This is a genomic window from Hyphomonas atlantica corrig. (genome assembly GCF_017795365.1).
Classification (GTDB): domain Bacteria; phylum Pseudomonadota; class Alphaproteobacteria; order Caulobacterales; family Hyphomonadaceae; genus Hyphomonas; species Hyphomonas atlantica.
In genome coordinates this window covers 280751-297060 of sequence record NZ_CP051254.1, presented here as the reverse complement: position 1 = coordinate 297060, position 16310 = coordinate 280751, and the positions used below count along the sequence as shown (strand labels likewise).

At 58.7% G+C, this 16310-nt stretch carries 16 protein-coding genes; 10 read left to right on the top strand and 6 right to left on the bottom strand.

Annotation, left to right across the window (positions count from 1 at the left end; all coding sequences use genetic code 11):
- Positions 1-159 precede the first annotated feature (159 nt).
- On the top strand, positions 160-1545 hold the full coding sequence (locus HF931_RS01430; protein WP_051602849.1) for a sensor histidine kinase: 1386 nt from the start codon (positions 160-162) through the stop codon (positions 1543-1545).
- Here HF931_RS01430 and HF931_RS01425 read toward each other — a convergent pair.
- Positions 1542-1847: a hypothetical protein gene (locus tag HF931_RS01425; protein WP_035554486.1), complete on the bottom strand. Its 306-nt coding sequence runs from the start codon at positions 1845-1847 to the stop codon at positions 1542-1544. The two genes, HF931_RS01430 and HF931_RS01425, sit on opposite strands and share 4 nt — an antisense overlap.
- 123 nt (positions 1848-1970) lie before the next feature.
- Here HF931_RS01425 and murI point away from each other — a divergent pair, with 123 nt between their 5' ends.
- The gene (gene murI / locus HF931_RS01420) at positions 1971-2843 is read left to right on the top strand and encodes a glutamate racemase (RefSeq protein ID WP_035554488.1); all 873 of its coding nucleotides are present in this window, start codon (positions 1971-1973) and stop codon (positions 2841-2843) included.
- Here murI and HF931_RS01415 read toward each other — a convergent pair.
- Positions 2789-3982: a type III PLP-dependent enzyme gene (locus HF931_RS01415; protein WP_035554490.1), complete on the bottom strand. Its 1194-nt coding sequence runs from the start codon at positions 3980-3982 to the stop codon at positions 2789-2791. The two genes, murI and HF931_RS01415, sit on opposite strands and share 55 nt — an antisense overlap.
- Positions 3983-4251: 269 nt before the next feature.
- Between HF931_RS01415 and HF931_RS01410 the strand changes: the two genes are divergently transcribed.
- On the top strand, positions 4252-5358 hold the full coding sequence (locus HF931_RS01410) for a substrate-binding domain-containing protein (protein ID WP_273241585.1): 1107 nt from the start codon (positions 4252-4254) through the stop codon (positions 5356-5358).
- A gap of 6 nt (positions 5359-5364) precedes the next feature.
- On the opposite strand, the gene HF931_RS01405 is transcribed toward HF931_RS01410, so the two are convergent.
- Positions 5365-6471, bottom strand: coding sequence for a glycosyltransferase family 4 protein (locus HF931_RS01405; protein WP_035554493.1), 1107 nt, complete (start codon positions 6469-6471; stop codon positions 5365-5367).
- A 226-nt stretch (positions 6472-6697) separates the two neighbouring features.
- On the opposite strand from HF931_RS01405, the gene putA reads away from it, so the two are divergent.
- Positions 6698-9832: a bifunctional proline dehydrogenase/L-glutamate gamma-semialdehyde dehydrogenase PutA gene (gene putA / locus HF931_RS01400; protein WP_273241584.1), complete on the top strand. Its 3135-nt coding sequence runs from the start codon at positions 6698-6700 to the stop codon at positions 9830-9832.
- Between the two features lie 12 nt (positions 9833-9844).
- Complete coding sequence (locus HF931_RS01395; protein ID WP_273241583.1) at positions 9845-10714, top strand: DUF3298 and DUF4163 domain-containing protein; 870 nt, start codon at positions 9845-9847, stop codon at positions 10712-10714.
- A gap of 24 nt (positions 10715-10738) precedes the next feature.
- Here HF931_RS01395 and HF931_RS01390 read toward each other — a convergent pair whose 3' ends face one another.
- From HF931_RS01390 to HF931_RS01380, 3 genes are read right to left on the bottom strand one after another with little or no spacing between them, the layout of a single operon-like run.
- Positions 10739-11197, bottom strand: coding sequence for a DUF6265 family protein (locus HF931_RS01390; protein WP_273241581.1), 459 nt, complete (start codon positions 11195-11197; stop codon positions 10739-10741).
- Positions 11198-11227: 30 nt separating this feature from the next.
- Positions 11228-11668: a PaaI family thioesterase gene (locus HF931_RS01385; protein WP_273241580.1), complete on the bottom strand. Its 441-nt coding sequence runs from the start codon at positions 11666-11668 to the stop codon at positions 11228-11230.
- A complete protein-coding gene (locus tag HF931_RS01380; protein ID WP_051602851.1) occupies positions 11668-12147 on the bottom strand; it encodes a PaaI family thioesterase in 480 nt (159 codons plus the stop codon). Before HF931_RS01380 ends, HF931_RS01385 begins: the two co-directional genes overlap by 1 nt.
- A 91-nt stretch (positions 12148-12238) precedes the next feature.
- Between HF931_RS01380 and HF931_RS01375 the strand changes: the two genes are divergently transcribed.
- Genes HF931_RS01375 through HF931_RS01355 form a run of 5 tightly spaced genes read left to right on the top strand, consistent with a single transcriptional unit; the run spans position 12239 to position 16282 of the window.
- Positions 12239-13570, top strand: coding sequence for a flavin-containing monooxygenase (locus tag HF931_RS01375; protein WP_273241579.1), 1332 nt, complete (start codon positions 12239-12241; stop codon positions 13568-13570).
- Between the two features lie 32 nt (positions 13571-13602).
- A complete protein-coding gene (locus HF931_RS01370; protein WP_162176008.1) occupies positions 13603-14295 on the top strand; it encodes a M23 family metallopeptidase in 693 nt (230 codons plus the stop codon).
- Between the two features lie 17 nt (positions 14296-14312).
- Positions 14313-14912 carry a hypothetical protein gene (locus HF931_RS01365; protein ID WP_273241578.1) on the top strand — a complete coding sequence of 200 codons (600 nt, stop codon included), beginning with the start codon at positions 14313-14315 and terminating at the stop codon, positions 14910-14912.
- Positions 14909-15595, top strand: coding sequence for a DUF6498-containing protein (locus HF931_RS01360; protein ID WP_273241577.1), 687 nt, complete (start codon positions 14909-14911; stop codon positions 15593-15595). The genes HF931_RS01365 and HF931_RS01360 overlap by 4 nt, the downstream gene beginning before the upstream one ends.
- A gap of 60 nt (positions 15596-15655) precedes the next feature.
- A complete protein-coding gene (locus HF931_RS01355) occupies positions 15656-16282 on the top strand; it encodes a TetR/AcrR family transcriptional regulator (protein ID WP_273241576.1) in 627 nt (208 codons plus the stop codon).
- Positions 16283-16310 lie beyond the last annotated feature (28 nt).

Below are 16310 nucleotides of genomic sequence, written 5' to 3'. Positions count from 1 at the left end.
GACTGTCAATGATAAATTATCGTTTTTCAATAATCTACTGTAGTTGTATAATGATCGCACTTCTTATCGATACGCGGCGAGGGGCTTGGCAGATCTCTGCGCGCGTATTAGCGGCTTCCGAACAATGTGTCTTTGGGCAGTTTGTTAACAGGAGCATGAATGAGCGACGGCCTGTCAGCGGAGGAAAAGCGGTCCACCCGTACGGCTCTTTCGCGTCGGGCACGGGACTTTGTCACTCTGGTTGGGTGCTTCTCCTTCATCCTGTTGCTGATGTGGATAACCGGGGCGGTCGGCCTCATTGAGGTGATCGCGGCGATCCTTGTGGTCGTGTCGGTTGCCACCGCCATTTTTGTGGGGACTGCGAGCGTACTTCCGCTCAGCCCACGACTGGCGGTTGAGCCACTGTCCACAACACCGAAAACGCCGGAATCAGCCATTTTGCTGGATGCTTTGCCCCTGCCGGCATTTGAGGTGGATGACGATCAACGCATCGTCACCATGAATGAGGAAGCCGAATTCATCTTGCGCCTGGATGGACGGGTAAATCCCCGCGCGAGCACTGTGATCCGTTCGCCGGGCCTTCTCTCTGCCATCGAGAACGCCATCGAAACCGGTACGGTGGAACCCATGACGGTCGAGGTTGAAAGTGGGCCGGATGAAACCTGGCGCGCGCATGTTTCACGTCCCGGCCGGGCCAAGCGGACGCTTGTGGTGCTTGAGGATCTGACACCTGTTCGCCGTGCCGCGCGGGCGCGATCTGACTTCCTTGCCAATGCCAGCCACGAATTGCGCACGCCGTTGACGGCTCTGTCGGGCTTCATCGAAACCATGCGTGGGCCCGCCAAGGACGACAAGGATTCCTGGGATCGTTTTCTGGCCATCATGGCGGGTGAAACGGAACGCATGTCGCGATTGATCGCCGATTTGTTGTCCTTGTCGCGTATTGAGTCCTCTGAACATGTGTCTCCGCGCGAGCGGGAAGAGTTTCGACATATCGTGTCGGATGCAACGCATGCCTTCAGCGCCATTGCGGCGGAGAAGGGGGTCAATCTGGTCGTTAAATCCGATGAGGGGCCGTTGCCCGTGATCGCCCACCGGGACGAGATGATCCAAGTGGTGGAAAACCTCGTTTCGAACGCGTTGAAGTATTCGAAGGCGGGCGGGCAGGTCACGCTCAGCTTCGGCATGGCGCCGGGCATGGCGGACGCGCGGATCAAGGCGGCTCAGAGCTGGGCCAGCAGCGAACGCATGACGCTGCTCCCTGCGGCGGGACGGCCGGGCACGCAAGAGCGGGCGATCTGGATGCGGGTCGAGGATCAGGGGCCCGGCATCGAGCGCGAACACCTGCCGCGCCTCGGCGAGCGCTTCTATCGCGCAGATCAGAGTCGCGGCGGCAAGATCACCGGCACGGGGCTCGGTCTCGCCATCGTGAAGCACATCATGGCGCACCATCGCGGCGGGTTTTCAGTTGAGACCCGGATCGGGGAGGGGTCTGCGTTCGGAGTCTGGCTTCCGGCCGCACGAGAAGACGAGCCGTCAGACTAGGGTTTGCCCGTGCCCCGGCGTGCGGCGTCGAACCAGTCTGTCACCATGTTGCCCGGCATGGCGTGCAGTTCATGCATCCAGTTTGGCAGGCGTTGCAGTGCGCCAGCCGTATCCTCCCAGCGGCGCAAGTTCACATCCGCAGCGATCTGGAACGCATCCCGCAGAGTGTCTTCAGTCACGGGGGTGGCCACGCCTTTTGGGGCCAGAATGGACGCGCTTTTCTGCGCAGCTATCATGGTTTCCAGCGTTGCGGCCGTCATGGATAGCCCGGCGCGCCAGGGAGTTAGCCAAAAATCAAGCATGATGTTTCCTTATGGTCCTGAACCAGACATACCCTTTCATGCTGCGCTGCACAACAAGACTCGTGCCAGAGCGGCTCCAACGCCCCGATTCCGCCACACCAACATGCCAACACCGAATACCTAATGGCCATTGATGCTCTCCCCCCGAACTTCGTTCCGTCTCCCGCGCGTGGGCGGGTGTTGGTGTTCGATTCCGGCATGGGGGGATTGACCGTTGTCGAGGAAATCCGGGCGCTTGGGCCAGCATTGGGCATCCATTACTCGGCAGACTCCGCCTTTTTCCCCTATGGCGACAAGTCGGACGATGCCCTGCGTGAGCGTTTGCCGAAGGTTGCCAAGGCATTGTGCGACCAGGTCCAGCCAGACGTTTTCGTCATTGCCTGCAATACAGCCTCAACGCTCGCATTGGCCGACGTGCGGGCGGTGTTGGATATTCCGGTTGTCGGAACGGTGCCGGCCATCAAGCCAGCGGCGCAATTGACCCAATCCCGCACCATCGGCCTGCTTGCAACGCCCGGCACGGTGCGGCGAGCCTATACGGCGGAGCTGATCTCTCAGTTCGCCCGGGATGTTGACGTTGTGATGCATGGCAGCATCGAACTGGTAAAGCTGGCCGAGGCACATGCGCGGGGCGAAGATCTGCCGATTGATGCCTTCGCAGCTGCGCAGGCGCCCCTGTTTGATGCAGAGGGCGGAGACCGGATTGACACGGTGGTGCTGGCTTGCACGCATTTCCCGCTCGTCCGAGCGCAACTTGTGGCGAGCGCGCCGCGACCCGTCAGCTACATTGATTCAGGCGCGGCGATCGCACGGCAGACGATCCGTGTTCTGCCTCCGGAGACCGAAGCGCGCGGGATTGGTGGACATGCCTGGCTGACCTCTTCGCCTGAAGACGTGCCGGATCTGGCGCTTGTCCTCAGGCGATACGGGTTTCCAAACGTTCAGCGTGTGCCGGACGCGCCGATCGAGATCACTTCTGCGCCAACCGCATTGTAGAGGCTCGGCCAAGGAGCATCATGGACGCGGGCAACTTCGGTTGCGCCGAAGCCATTGAAGCGGCTGGACATGGCGCGGCCATAAGCGCCGAGGTTTCCGAATTCGACATAGTCACCTTCCACGAGGCCGGCGGGCAGCCAGACCTTTGCCGGGAACTTGTCAGTCGAATCGCATGTCGGTCCGTAAACGGTGTACTCCACCAAGCGGCCAAGATTGCGTCCGTCACCGGGCAGGGCCCGCATCGGGAATGACCAACGTTCGTGCACAGCATCGTAGAGGGCACCATAGGAGCCATCATTGATGTAGATCGCGTCGTCACGAACCTGCTCGATACGGGTCAGCAGGCTTTCGGATTCTGCGACCAGCGCACGGCCGGGCTCACACCACAATTCAGCGTTTTCAAGAACGTACATGTTCTCGAAGGCCTGCTCCACCATGGCGGCATAGTCTTCCAGCGACGGGGGCGGATTGTCCGCATAGATCGATGGGAAGCCGCCGCCAACATCCACGATGTCGACCGTGACGGATGCCGCGATGATGATGCGGGAGACGTCCGCCATCGCGGTCCACCAGGCGGTGGGTTTCATGGCCTGGCTGCCGACATGGAAGGACACGCCCAGCTCATCCGCATAGCGGCGGGCTTCGCGCAGGATTTCTGTCGCATCTTCCGCGCTCGCCCCGAATTTTCCAGCCAGCGGCAGAGCTGCGCCATCGCAGGATACAGCAATCCGTACAATGATCGTGAGGTCTTTGGCGTAGCCGGTTTCCTCAAGAATCTTGTAGAGTTCCTGCATCGTGTCGGTGACGAAGATGCGTACGCCGAATTCATGATAGGCGCGCTGAATGGCGCGGCGATTCTTCACCGGGTGAAGGAACGCCATGCGGGCGCCCGGGAATTTGCGGTGGATCAGTTCGATCTCCGGCAGCGAGGCCGTGTCGAAACTGCGTACACCAGCTTCCCAAAGGGCTTCGAGCACATGCTCGCCCGGATTGGCTTTCACCGCATAGAACGGCTCGCCCGGGAATTTCTCCCGGAACCATTTCGCAGCAGCCGTTACACGCTCTGGGCGGAAGCACCACACAGGCAGGTCAGGCTGCTCATCGGCAACAATATTATAGGGAGTAGCATAGGAGTGCATGACACCTAACCTCCAAAGGGCTTTTAACCAGCTTTGGGCGTTAGTACAGGGGGCCCCCAGTTTAAGGGTTGGCCCAGATGTCCGCCACATCGATTTCGAAACGGGCATGTAGGGGACTCTTTTTCGGGACGCAAGAAAAAATTTTGTGTCGGCTGAAATTTCTGTCACCGACACATGCCATTGAACGAATTAGGGCCTTGATTTAAGGCCAGTACAGCCCCTCCTACGCGTTGTGGGGTCCTGCTTTTGCTACCGGAGTTTGTTCCCGAATGATTGCCAGATACGGCCACTGTCTTGTCGCGCTTTTGCTGGTCGTTGTGGCGGGCTGTGGGCGAACCGATCTCTCCGAGCTTGAGACCGGAGACGTTATCCCGCCGCCGCCGATTGCTGCGGACGGGACGCACAAGATCCGTATTGTGGGGTCGTCCACTGTTGCGCCGTTTGCGACGACTGTTGCCGAACGCTTTGGCGCCACGACCCGGTTCCCAACGCCTATTGTCGAAACAACGGGGACAGGGGGCGGCTTCAAGACATTCTGCCAGAAGATAGGGCCGGACCGGCCATCCATTTCGGATGCTTCCCGCTCGATCACGGAGAGTGAGCAGGCGCTGTGTGCGAGTAACGGGATCACGGATGTGACGGCTTTGTCCGTCGGATTTGATGGCATTGTGCTGGCGAATGCGCGGTCTGCGCCTCCGCTGGAGCTTTCCAAGAAGGATGTCTTCCTGGCGCTGGCGGCGGAGGTGCCGAATGGACAGGGTGGATTTCAGGCAAACCCCTATGAGAAATGGTCTGCGATCAATCCCGACCTGCCGAATGAACCGATCATGGTGCTGGGACCGCCGCCAACGTCAGGCACTCGGGATGCCTTCGTTGAACTGGGCATGGAGCAGGGGGCGTTGGCCTTTCCTGATCTTGTCGCGCTGAAGCAGTCAGATCCTGATGCCTTCAAGCTGCGCAGCCATACGATCCGTACTGATGGCGCGTGGATTGATCTTGGCGAAAACGATACGGCGATCATCCAGTCTCTCATCAAGACGCCAACGGCCGTAGGCGTGCTGGGCTATTCATTCCTGGAACAGAATGGCGACCGCGTTCAGGCGGCCCGGCTGGATGGCGTGGAGGCTTCGTTCGAAGCGATTGCCTCGGGCGAGTATGGCTTGTCGCGCAGCATGTATATTTACGTGAAGGACCAGAATTTGCCGCTAGTTCCCGGCCTGGCGGAATTCGTGCGTGAGTTTGTGTCAGATCAGGCCATGGGCCCGGAGGGGTATCTACTTGAAAAAGGCCTGATTCCGCTCCCGGACGATGTACGTATCGCGCAACAGGAGATTGCCGAACAACTGGCTCGCAAAAGCAAGCGCGAGACACGTTAGTCCCTTTTAGATCGTCGGCAGGACCGGCTTCTTCTTCCGTCGCAGCCGCAATTTCTGCCAGAATCGTTTGCGGGCTGGCGCGGGCAGTGGCTGCAGGTTCTCGATGAAGGCTTCTGCGCAGGCTCGCCAACTATATGTCTCGGCATAGGTGCGGCAGGTTTCGCGGCTAAGCGCCAGGCACGCGACAGCGCCCTCGGAGAGATTTCCCCCAACGGCGGTAATCGTTCCGGCATTTGAGCCGGGGATCACATCGCGAGGACCAGTCGCATCATAGGCTGCGACGGGTGTGCCCGATGCCATGGCTTCCAACACTACCAGACCGAACGTGTCTGTCAGGCTTGGGAAAACGAACACGTCTGCGCTTGCATAGCATGCGGCGAGTTCCTCGTTGAATTTCGCCCCCAGGAAAACAACGTCCTTGTAGCGTTTCTGAAGCTCTTCGCGCTGCGGGCCGTCTCCGATGATGACTTTTGTGCCGGGCAAATCCAGTTCGGCAAACGCTTCGATATTCTTCTCTACCGCCACGCGGCCGACATTCAGGAAGATCGGACGTTGCAGCCCTTCAAAAGGATCTCCAGGCTGGCCTTCCTCGATACGGCGAGACGGGTTGAACATCTCGGTATCGACGCCGCGGCTCCAGGCGACGAGATTTATGAAGCGTTGCGCTTCCAACTCTTTCACCATGGACGGCGTCGGCACCATGACCTTGCCCGAATACTTGTGGAACCAACGCACAAACGAATAGCCAGCCTGTGTCGGAATCGGCAGACGCGCTGAGACATACTCAGGAAAGCGTGTGTGGTAGGCGGTCGAGAAGGGGTGTTTCACGGTCAGGCACATGGCCCGCCCTGCCATACCGAGTGTGCCTTCTGTCGCGATATGTATCGCGTCGGGTTCAAACTCGTGGAACCGATCCTCAATCCGGCGGCGGGCGAACAGGGCCAGCTTGATCTCCGGATAGGTAGGCAATGGCATCGTCCGAAACCCCTGGCCGGGATGCACGATCTCCCAGACATGGCCCATCGCCTCGGTTTCCTGGATCACGCGCTTCATGGTGCGCACGACACCATTAACCTGCGGATCCCAGGCGTCGGTTACGAGCATGATGCGCATGAGCGCTCCTTCAACAGCCCCAGCAGTCGGGCGCCAATGTGACCGCGTTGGCCGACTGCGTAAAGAGGCGCCTCTGCGTTGAACTTCTCTCGCATTGGGACATTTGAAAAGATATACAAATTTCTGAGTAGGCTCGGATCGGGGCAGAACTTGCCCGGTTTGTGTCGATTCAGGCTGAAAATTGATCTCTCGCCCCAAGGCTCACACGAACTGAACCGGATTCTTTATGGCTGACACGCTCGCGCTGGACAAAATCGACTGGCACTCCCTCGACCGTATCAAGTTTGCTGACGAGGAGGCCCTGCTGGAGGACCTGCTCAAACAGGTGCCACTCTCAGACGATTTGCGACAGGCGACGATGCGTCGGGCGCTCGAACTGGTTGAGACAGCGCGCGCCCGCGGCCGTGACAAAGGCATGATGGAAAGCTTCCTGGAGGAGTTCGGCCTGTCCAATGCGGAAGGCCTCGCGCTGATGTGTCTGGCCGAAGCCTTGCTGCGTGTGCCGGACGCCGAGACGCGCGACGAACTGATTGCCGAGAAGATCCGTTCCGGCGACTGGAGCGCCCATCAGGGGCAGTCGGAATCCTGGCTGGTGAATGCCTCGACATGGGGTCTGATGTTGACCGGGCAGGTGATTGGTGTGCCCGCCAGCCTGAAAAAGGGACCAGCAAAATTCATTCAGGGACTGATCCGCGAAAGCGGTGAACCGGTTATCCGCGCCGCCATGATGCAGGCAATGCGCATCATGGGCGAGCAATTTGTACTCGGTCGCACGGTGAAAGACGCTCAGAAGCGCGGGCGCCGGATGGTGAAGGCCGGGGATGCTGCGCATTTCAGCTTTGACATGCTGGGGGAGGGTGCGCGCACGGAAGACGATGCGATCCGGTATCTGAAAGCCTATCAGAATGCGATTGACGGCGTGGCCGCTGACAAGGACCCGTCAACGCCGCCCGAACAAGCGAATGGCGTTTCCGTTAAAATGTCCGCGCTTCACCCAAGGTACGAAGCAGTGAACCGGGCCCAGATCATGGATGAAATGTATCCATCCGTGCTCGAATTGTGTGAACGTGCTGCGAAGGCGAATATCAATCTCTGTCTCGATGCAGAGGAGGCAGACCGTCTGGTTCTCAGCCTGCAAATCCTTGACCGACTGGCGCGGGAGCCATCACTGAAGGATTGGAATGGTCTTGGTCTGGCCGTTCAGGCCTATCAGAAGCGTGCGGGCGATGTAATCGAACGTGTGAAGGATCTGGCCGCCCAGACAGGGCATCGCTTCATGGTGCGCCTGGTCAAAGGGGCGTATTGGGACAGCGAAATCAAGCATGCGCATATCGAGGGGTATGCGAACTTTCCGGTCTTCACAACGAAGGCGGGCACGGACTTTCATTTCCTGGCCTGTGCGCGAAAGATGCTGGAAGCGAAGGATGCGATTTATCCTCAGTTCGCGACACACAATGCACACTCGGTTGCAGCAATTGAGATGCTGTCGGAAGAGATTGGCAATTCGGCGTTCGAATTCCAGCGCCTGCATGGGATGGGCGAAGCGCTCTACGGCGCGGCCGGACTTGGTCGCCGTGTACGCGTCTATGCGCCGGTCGGAGCCCACAAGGATCTGTTGCCCTACCTGGTACGGCGCCTGCTGGAGAATGGTGCCAACACCAGCTTCGTTCATTCCTTCCTCGATCCGGACGTGCCACCGGAACAGGTTGTCGCCGACCCGATTGTGAAGGTTGAAGTCGGGCCCCGGCGCCATCCTCGCATTCCAACTCCGCCACGCCTCTATGGTGCCGAACGCCGCAACTCCTCTGGCCTGGATCTCAGCCAGCGCAGCGTGCGTGACGACATGGCCGCAGCGATCAAAAGCTTCCGCGACAGCCCCGCCATTGCCGCTGGCCCGATCGTTTCCGGAAAAGCCGTGACCGGCGGCGGTGATATGGTCCGTGTGCCGTTTGATACCGAAACGGTTCTAGGCAGCTGCCGAGAGGCGCAGGAAGACGATATCGACAAGGCACTGGACACTGCGGTGAAATTCCAACCGGCTTGGGACGCGCTTGGAGGCGCCGAACGAGCAAAGCATCTGCGCGCGATGGGGGATATTCTTGAAGAGAATGCCGAGCGCCTTATCGCGCTCATGGCACGCGAAGCAGGCAAAACGCTCGCTGATGGAATTGCCGAAGTGCGGGAGGCCGTCGATTTCTGCCGATACTACGCCATGCAGGCTGAGGCCGAGTTTACCACTGCCCAGAAACTGCCGGGACCAACAGGAGAGACGAACCATATCTCCCTTCACGGCAGGGGCGTCTTCTGCTGCATCAGCCCCTGGAATTTTCCTCTCGCCATTTTCACAGGGCAGATAGCGGCGGCGCTCGCGGCAGGAAATTCGGTCGTTGCGAAACCAGCAGAGCAGACCCCACTGATCGCGTTTGAAGCGGTGAAGTTGTTTCAGAAGGCTGGCTTGCCTGTTGAAGCGCTGCACCTGTTGCCGGGCGGCGGTGAGAGTGTGGGTGCAAAGCTGATCAGTGATCTTCGCGTGGCGGGCGTTTGCTTTACGGGCGGAACCACGACGGCGCGCATCATCAACAAGACATTGGCAGACCGTGACGGCCCGATCATTCCGTTGATTGCAGAGACGGGCGGTCTCAACGGCATGTTTGTGGACACCACCGCGCTTCGCGAGCAGGTCATCGATGATGTGATCCAGTCAGCTTTCGGTTCAGCTGGCCAGCGTTGCTCGGCACTCCGCATCGTGTTCCTGCCGGACGATACCGCTGATGAGCTGATCAAGGGACTGATCGGTGCGATGAATGAGCTGATCGTGGATGATCCCGGGTTGCCCCGCACGGATCTTGGGCCAGTCATCGATGCCGAGTCACGTGCATCGCTGCAGGCCTATGTCCAGACGATGAAGGAAGAGGCGACCGTTTTACACCAGATTCCGGCCGGAAAGATCGGCGAAACGGGATATGGCTTCGGCCCGGCCTTGATCGAGCTGAAATCTATCGACCAGATTTCCGAGGAGAAGTTCGGACCGATCCTTCACGTGCTGCGCTACGACCCGGACGATATTGCTGAGGTTGGCGCTGCTCTGAAAGGGAAGGGCTATGGCCTGACACTTGGTGTCCACTCGCGTCTCGAAAGCTTCCAGCGTGAAGTGCGCGAAGCGTGTCCGGTCGGCAATACATATGTGAACCGCACGATGACAGGCGCAGTTGTGGGTGTTCAGCCATTCGGCGGCGAGGGGCTCTCTGGCACAGGCCCGAAAGCGGGCGGCCCTCACTACTTGCATCGGTTTGCAACTGAGCGCACTCTGACGGTAAACATCACCGCGCAGGGCGGAGATGCCGAACTGCTCAGCCTTTAACGGAGGTCCCGAATGAAGAAGCTTGTTCTGGCAGCACTGGCAGGGGCTGTCCTGCTGACGACGGGATGCCAGAAGAAGGTTCGGGATCTTTCGGATGTGTCCGAAACTCAAGATGGCCCAGGTGAGGCTGGCGGAGATGATGCGTCGCTCGACGTGGCGACTATTGCATCGGTCGATGATCTGCCGCGTGAGATTATCGTCGAGGAAGATTTTCTGCTGGCGGAAGTCGAGATTGATGAGGCGGCCTTTGCGAAGGCGCCTGCAATCGGAATGGATCTGGTCGAAAGTGCCCAGATCAGGATCGAGGCCATGTCCGAAGACGCCAAGGCTTATCGTGAAGCCGATCCGGACTATTTCCGGGCCTATGGGCTCCGCATAAAATGGGATGTTGTTGCCGAAGCTGGAAACATCATGAGCCTTGAAGGGTTTCACTACACATTTACCGGCGGCGCCCATGGCAACTATTTTACCGCTGGTCGACTGTATGATGCCACGACGGGGGAGCCGATGCGCCTCAGCCGATTCTTCCAGAAACCGCAGGCTGCCATTGAGGCTCATATGCCTGTCGTCTGGCAGGAGATCGCCAAGCAGAAGGCCGCCAAGAGTGGCAGCGCGTCACAGCTGGAGCGTTTTGAGGCCGAAGCGCGGGAATTGGTCAGTGCAGATATGGTTCTGGCCGGTGAGACAAGCTTTGTCCCTTCCGACAAGCCCGGAAAATTTGGTGGGTATGCCGTTCACTTTGCGCCCTATGATATAGGGTCGTATGCGGAGGGCGCTTATCATGTCACCATTCCGCAAAATCTGTTCCGGGATACGTTGAAGCAGCAATACATGGCCCTGTTCGATGGTGAGCCGGTGAAGGTGGAGCGTCTCGGCGACTAGGAGCCTGACCCGCCGGAATTTTCGTCAATCCATACAGGACTGATAGGCAAAATCGCGACGGTTGGTGCCATCCTCCAGCGCGATGTGGGCGTGCAGTTCGTCCCCCAGGCGCTGGTAATGAATCAATTGGGGATAATCGTGCGCAGCGTTGATGAACGTGATGGATTGGTCGCCTTGCAGGCTTTCGACGAATTTCGAGGGACCGATCCCCTTGGGATAAACATTCAGCACATAGAGCGGACCGGGCTGGATGCGCATCTGTTCGAAGAAACTGACGCCTCCCTCTTTAAGCGTAACCGCATAGCCGAACAGATACCCCGCTTCGGCCTCTGACCAAACCTCTTTGGCCGCGCCGCTTTCGCTGATCCAGCAGCCGGTTATCCACTGAAGCGGGTGGTCTGGAGGAGCGGCCGGCGAGGCAGCCTGCAACTGAGTGGATGTGCATCCAGCACAAAAGGCGAGCGCTGTTAGCGCATGTTTCATAACCAGTTCGCCCTTCGCTTCTGATGCGCCCTAATCTCCTGATACCATGAAATGCGCCATCAGGGTGGTGACGGGTTTCGAGCGCTCATCCTGCCATGCTTCGGCACGGACAGAACACATGCGGCGGCCCATCTTGGTGATCTCTGCACGGGCATAGAGATCCTTGGCGTGGCCCTGGCGCAGGTAATCAATTGTGAGGTTGATGGGGCGAGGCGGGCGCAGCAGATGTTCTGTTACGAGGAAAACCTGGGCCTGAGACGTGATCTCAAGGAACGCTCCGATAGCGCCGCCATGAATGGCCTTGATCATGAAGTTGCCGATCAGTTTTTCCTGATACGGCATGATCATCGTCATCTCATCGCCCATCACTTCGCAGCGCAGGCCCATTTCCTGCGCCAGCGGTGTGCGGTCCACGAAAGCGCGGACTTCGTCTGCCCGGCTGGCTTCGGTCAGCTTCATATCTTCCGCCATCACATGGCCCTCATACTGTCGAGCGAACGCGGCTTGTTGATTGCAAACGCGCCTGCGGCTGTGGCGATCACCCGGTCGCGGCTCTCATGATAGGCCCAGGCGCGTGTGAAGCAGATATTGCGGGTCTGGTGGTAGCACTCGGCCTCGCCGATGATGTCCCGACCCTGTTCGGCAGGGCGCATATAGTCGATCCGCAAATCGAGCGTGGCGACAAAGCGCGGTTTGGACAGCGCCGAGCTGGCGGCGGTGCCGCACAGATTATCAAGGAATGCCGTAAGGACACCGCCATGAATAACGCCCGTATCCGGATCGCCTACCAACCGCTCTTTCCAGGGCTGAATCCCCCATGAGTGCCCTTTTTCGATCTTGGTGAAACGGAAGCCCATGCGCCGTCCCCACGGGATACCGCCGCTCAGCATTTCGATGTTCTCTTGCATCAGTTCCCAAGGTTCGGGAGGTGACGTGGCGTCATCGCTCATATTGGCCCTCATTCATTTGACGAGTCGTTCTGCCCGGATAACATCATCAGGAAAAGAGCGAAAACAAAAGGCTCACCTGGAGGAAAATGAGATGCCATTCGACGGAGCTACAAAGCCAAAGACCTGTATCATCGGAGCGGGATGTTCCGGGTTTACGATGGCCAAGCGCCTCAAGGATTATGGCATCCCATATGACTGCTTTGAGATGTCGGACGATATTGGCGGGAATTGGTACTACAAAAACCCCAACGGCGCGTCGTCCTGCTATCAATCTCTGCATATCGACACGTCCAAGTGGCGACTGGCCTTTGAGGACTATCCGGTGCCGGAGGATTGGCCGGATTTTCCGCATCATGCGCAGCTGCTTCAGTACTTTCATGGCTATGTCGATCATTTCGGTCTGCGGGAGACGATCACGTTCAACACGGCCGTAACCGAAGTGGAGGATTTGCCGGGCGGACGCTGGAAGGTGACGCTGTCGACCGGCGAAAGCCGGGAGTATGATGCGGTAATCGTGGCGAATGGCCATCACTGGGATCCGCGCATGCCGGAATATCCCGGAAGCTTTGACGGGTATCAGGTCCATTCCCACAATTACACGGATCCATTCGAGCCTTTCGACTTCCGCGGCAAGCGGGCCATGGTGGTTGGCGGTGGAAATTCCGCTATGGATATATCCTCGGAACTTTCCCAGAAGCCACTCGCGGAGAAGCTGTTCATTTCAATGCGCCGCGGCGTATGGGTGATGCCGAAATACATGGATGGCCAGCCAGCGGACAAGGCTGTGCTTCCGGCATGGTTGCCATCGAAAATCGGGCGGGCGCTTGCCCGCAAGAAGATCAAGAAGACGATTGGCATGATGGAAGATTACGGACTTCCGAAGCCGGATCATGAACCGCTGGATGGTCACCCCTCCGTATCCGGTGAATTCCTGACGCGGGTCGGCTGTGGAGACATTTCTCCGAAACCGGGTATTGAGCGCCTTGACGGCGATGGTGTTGTGTTCACGGATGGTACAAGAGAGAAGATAGACGCGATTGTCTGGGCAACTGGCTACAATGTGACCTTCCCGTTCCTGAAGCAGGATGACCTGACGCCTAAGGAAAACGTCTTCCCCCTGTTCAAGCGGATGGTGAAGCCGGGACGGGAAACCATCTTCTTCCTGGGTCTCGCACAGCCGCTGCCGACACTCGTGAACTTCGCTGAGCAACAATCCAAGCTCGTCGCGGCGGCGCTGAATGGGGATTACGCATTTCCGTCAGAAGCGGAGATGGACCGGATTACCGAAGAGGACGAGAAGCAGCATCTTGGTCATTTCTACGACAGCCCGCGTCACCGGATGCAGGTCGATTTCAATCTTTATTGTCGTGACCTGATGAAGGAAATCGAACGGGGCGCGAAGCGAGCCCGCGTCGTTGCCTGATGTTAACCGGTTTCAGGGCATAAATGGTGTCCATGACCCGTTTGCCCCTGATTTCTGCGACGCTTTTCCTGGCCGCCTGCGCATCTCCGGCACCGGTAAAGGTACATTACCCTTCTGAATCCACGGTTTCGCGCCCGCAGCCTGCGCCGGCCCCTGCGGCCGGAGCAGCCGCACAAGGGCCGTTTGAGCCGAACGCGTATCTGCGGGCCTGCTATGGCATTCGTGTCTCCAATTCACCGCTCGTGGATGAGGATGGCTGGGTGATAAACTACAAGCCTATTGTGGTGGTGAACGGTGTACCGCTGGCTGCGGCGCCCGCGAATGATGTTTGCCTGACATCGGGTTTCGGCCAGCGGTTCGGGCGTCGTCATGACGGGATTGATCTGCAGTCGCGTCCGGCGAGCACAATCTACGCGGCTGCACCGGGGCGGGTCATCGAAGCGCGGGTCTCAACCGGTTATGGCAATATGGTGCTGATTGATCATGGCAAGGGCGTCTACACGCGCTACGCCCATCTCGCTTACATTCAGCCCGGCGTTCAGAAGGGTGGAGAGATCGGCTTTGGTCAGCCCGTAGGTTTCATGGGATCCAGCGGCAACGCGACAGCCATCCATATCCATTACGAAATCCTGACGGGCAATTACAACAATCCCAGGGGCTCCAAGGGTTTGTCACCGCGCGACCCTTTCACATTTCCTCCCTATGAGTATGCTCAAGCCTATTAGGGACGGGGAGACGAGACATGAGGGGACTGTGGATAGCCGGAGCGGCATCTGTGATGATGCTGGGTGCATGCGCGACGGCCGAAAACCCTGCAGCGGCGCCGGTTTCAACAAGCGCTCCGATCATTGAAGACAGTGCGATCGCCAGCGAGTTCGGCATGCTGGCCAGCCTGGTTGGCACGCGCTGGTATGGTGAGCCGGGTGACGCCGACAAGGCGCAGGGACAGCCTGCTGATTATTCTGAATGGAATTGGGATCTGGGCCGCTCTGTTCTGGTGAATCGTCATGTGCTGGCCGATGGGTCCTATGGTGGGGTCACCTATGTTCAGAAGAATCGCGCTTCGGGCGAACTGGATTATGTCTACATTACCAGTGCCGGCTTCAGGACGTCCGGCAGTTTCACGCTGAACGACGATGGTAGCTGGACGGCATACGAGACGGTCACCGGCCTGAACGACATCATCGGCGTACGCTCGACAGGGCGTCTGACGGAGGATGGGGCGCTCGTCTCGGTCTCGGAGTTCGAGACACGTGATGGCTGGAAGCCGGGGCATGAGTTCCGCTACGAGCCGACGATCGAGCCGATGCCTGAACTTGTTCCGAGCCTTGAAATCGAGTGAAATTTTTCTTCGATCCAGACCTGATCGCACGGACCTATCGCGACCCTCTGGCGGTGGCGTCACTGGTCGTTGACCTGGCGCCGATTGTCGCCGTTCTGGTCTTTGGCTGGGGCGCGACGCCGCTTGTCGCACTCTATTGGCTGGAGAATCTGGTGATCGGATTGTTCACCGTGTTGCGAATTGTCGCCACCGGCTTTGCGAATGTCGCGAATGTATTCGGCGCAATCTTCATGGTGCCGTTCTTCACCGTTCACTATGGCATGTTCTGTTATGGCCACGGCGTGTTCCTGCGCGCCTTTGCAATGGATGGCGGTGTGGGAAGTCCTGGCGTCGGTGACTTGATTTCCTGGGCCCTCGGGTCCGGGCAGGGGATGGCATACTTCGTGCTCGCAATCCTGATCATGAATGGCGTGTTCTATGTCAGCGATTTCCTGATACGCGGCGAGTTTCGCAAGGCCAATCTGGCGACGGAAATGTTCTCTCCGTATGGGCGTATCGTAACGCTGCACGTCGCCATTATTCTCGGCGCGGTGTTGGCCTTTGGCACGAATGAGCCACTTTTGGGGGTGCTTCTGCTGATCCTGATGCGGGTCGTGTTCGGCATCGTCTTGTCTGCCTATCGCCAGCACAGGCGAGACCGCGATATGGGCGAGGGGATGGATGAGCTCGGCTCAACTGTCTAAAAAGTTGACGCATGATGACGCCTTGGCCATGATGCGGGGCTTCCTCAAGGAAAAGCGTGTATGACATCGATTGCAAAAACCCTGTCCGGCGTGTCGGGAAAACGTGCCCGGTCCAAGGCCGCCAACCGCCGTGCCATTCTGGAGGCAGGGCGCCGTGTGTTTGCGCGGATCGGGTTCGAGGCGACGACGGTGCGCGACATTATTCGTGAAACCGAGCTCGCGGCGGGCACCTTCTACAATTACTTTAAATCCAAGGAAGAAGTATTCCAGGCGATTGCCGAGGATTCCACGCATCGGTTTCGGTCCCGGCTGCAGGATGTGCGGGCCTATGCGACGGATTTCGAGACCTATGTCCATGACGCCTACCGGGCCTATTTTGGGTTTATCGCGACAGAAAATGAAGAGCCGATCCGCAATGGCGCGCCACATCTGGCGCTGATCGGTGTTCGGGTGGACACGCCGGAGATGCTGGCGGTCGCAGATGAGATCCGGGCCGATCTGGAGCATGTCCTGTCTGGCGAGGACGGCCCGAAGATCGACACTGCGTATCTTACGGCGGCTGCTATCGGGATCGCGCGCGAAATGGGCGAGCATATGCTCATGCGACGCCCTGTGGACGTTGATGGTGCAACACAGTTCGCTACCGCCATGCTGCTGGCGGGGGTACGGGAGATTGCCGCAAAGTAAGGTCAAACGCCTCTTGGCGTGAACACAC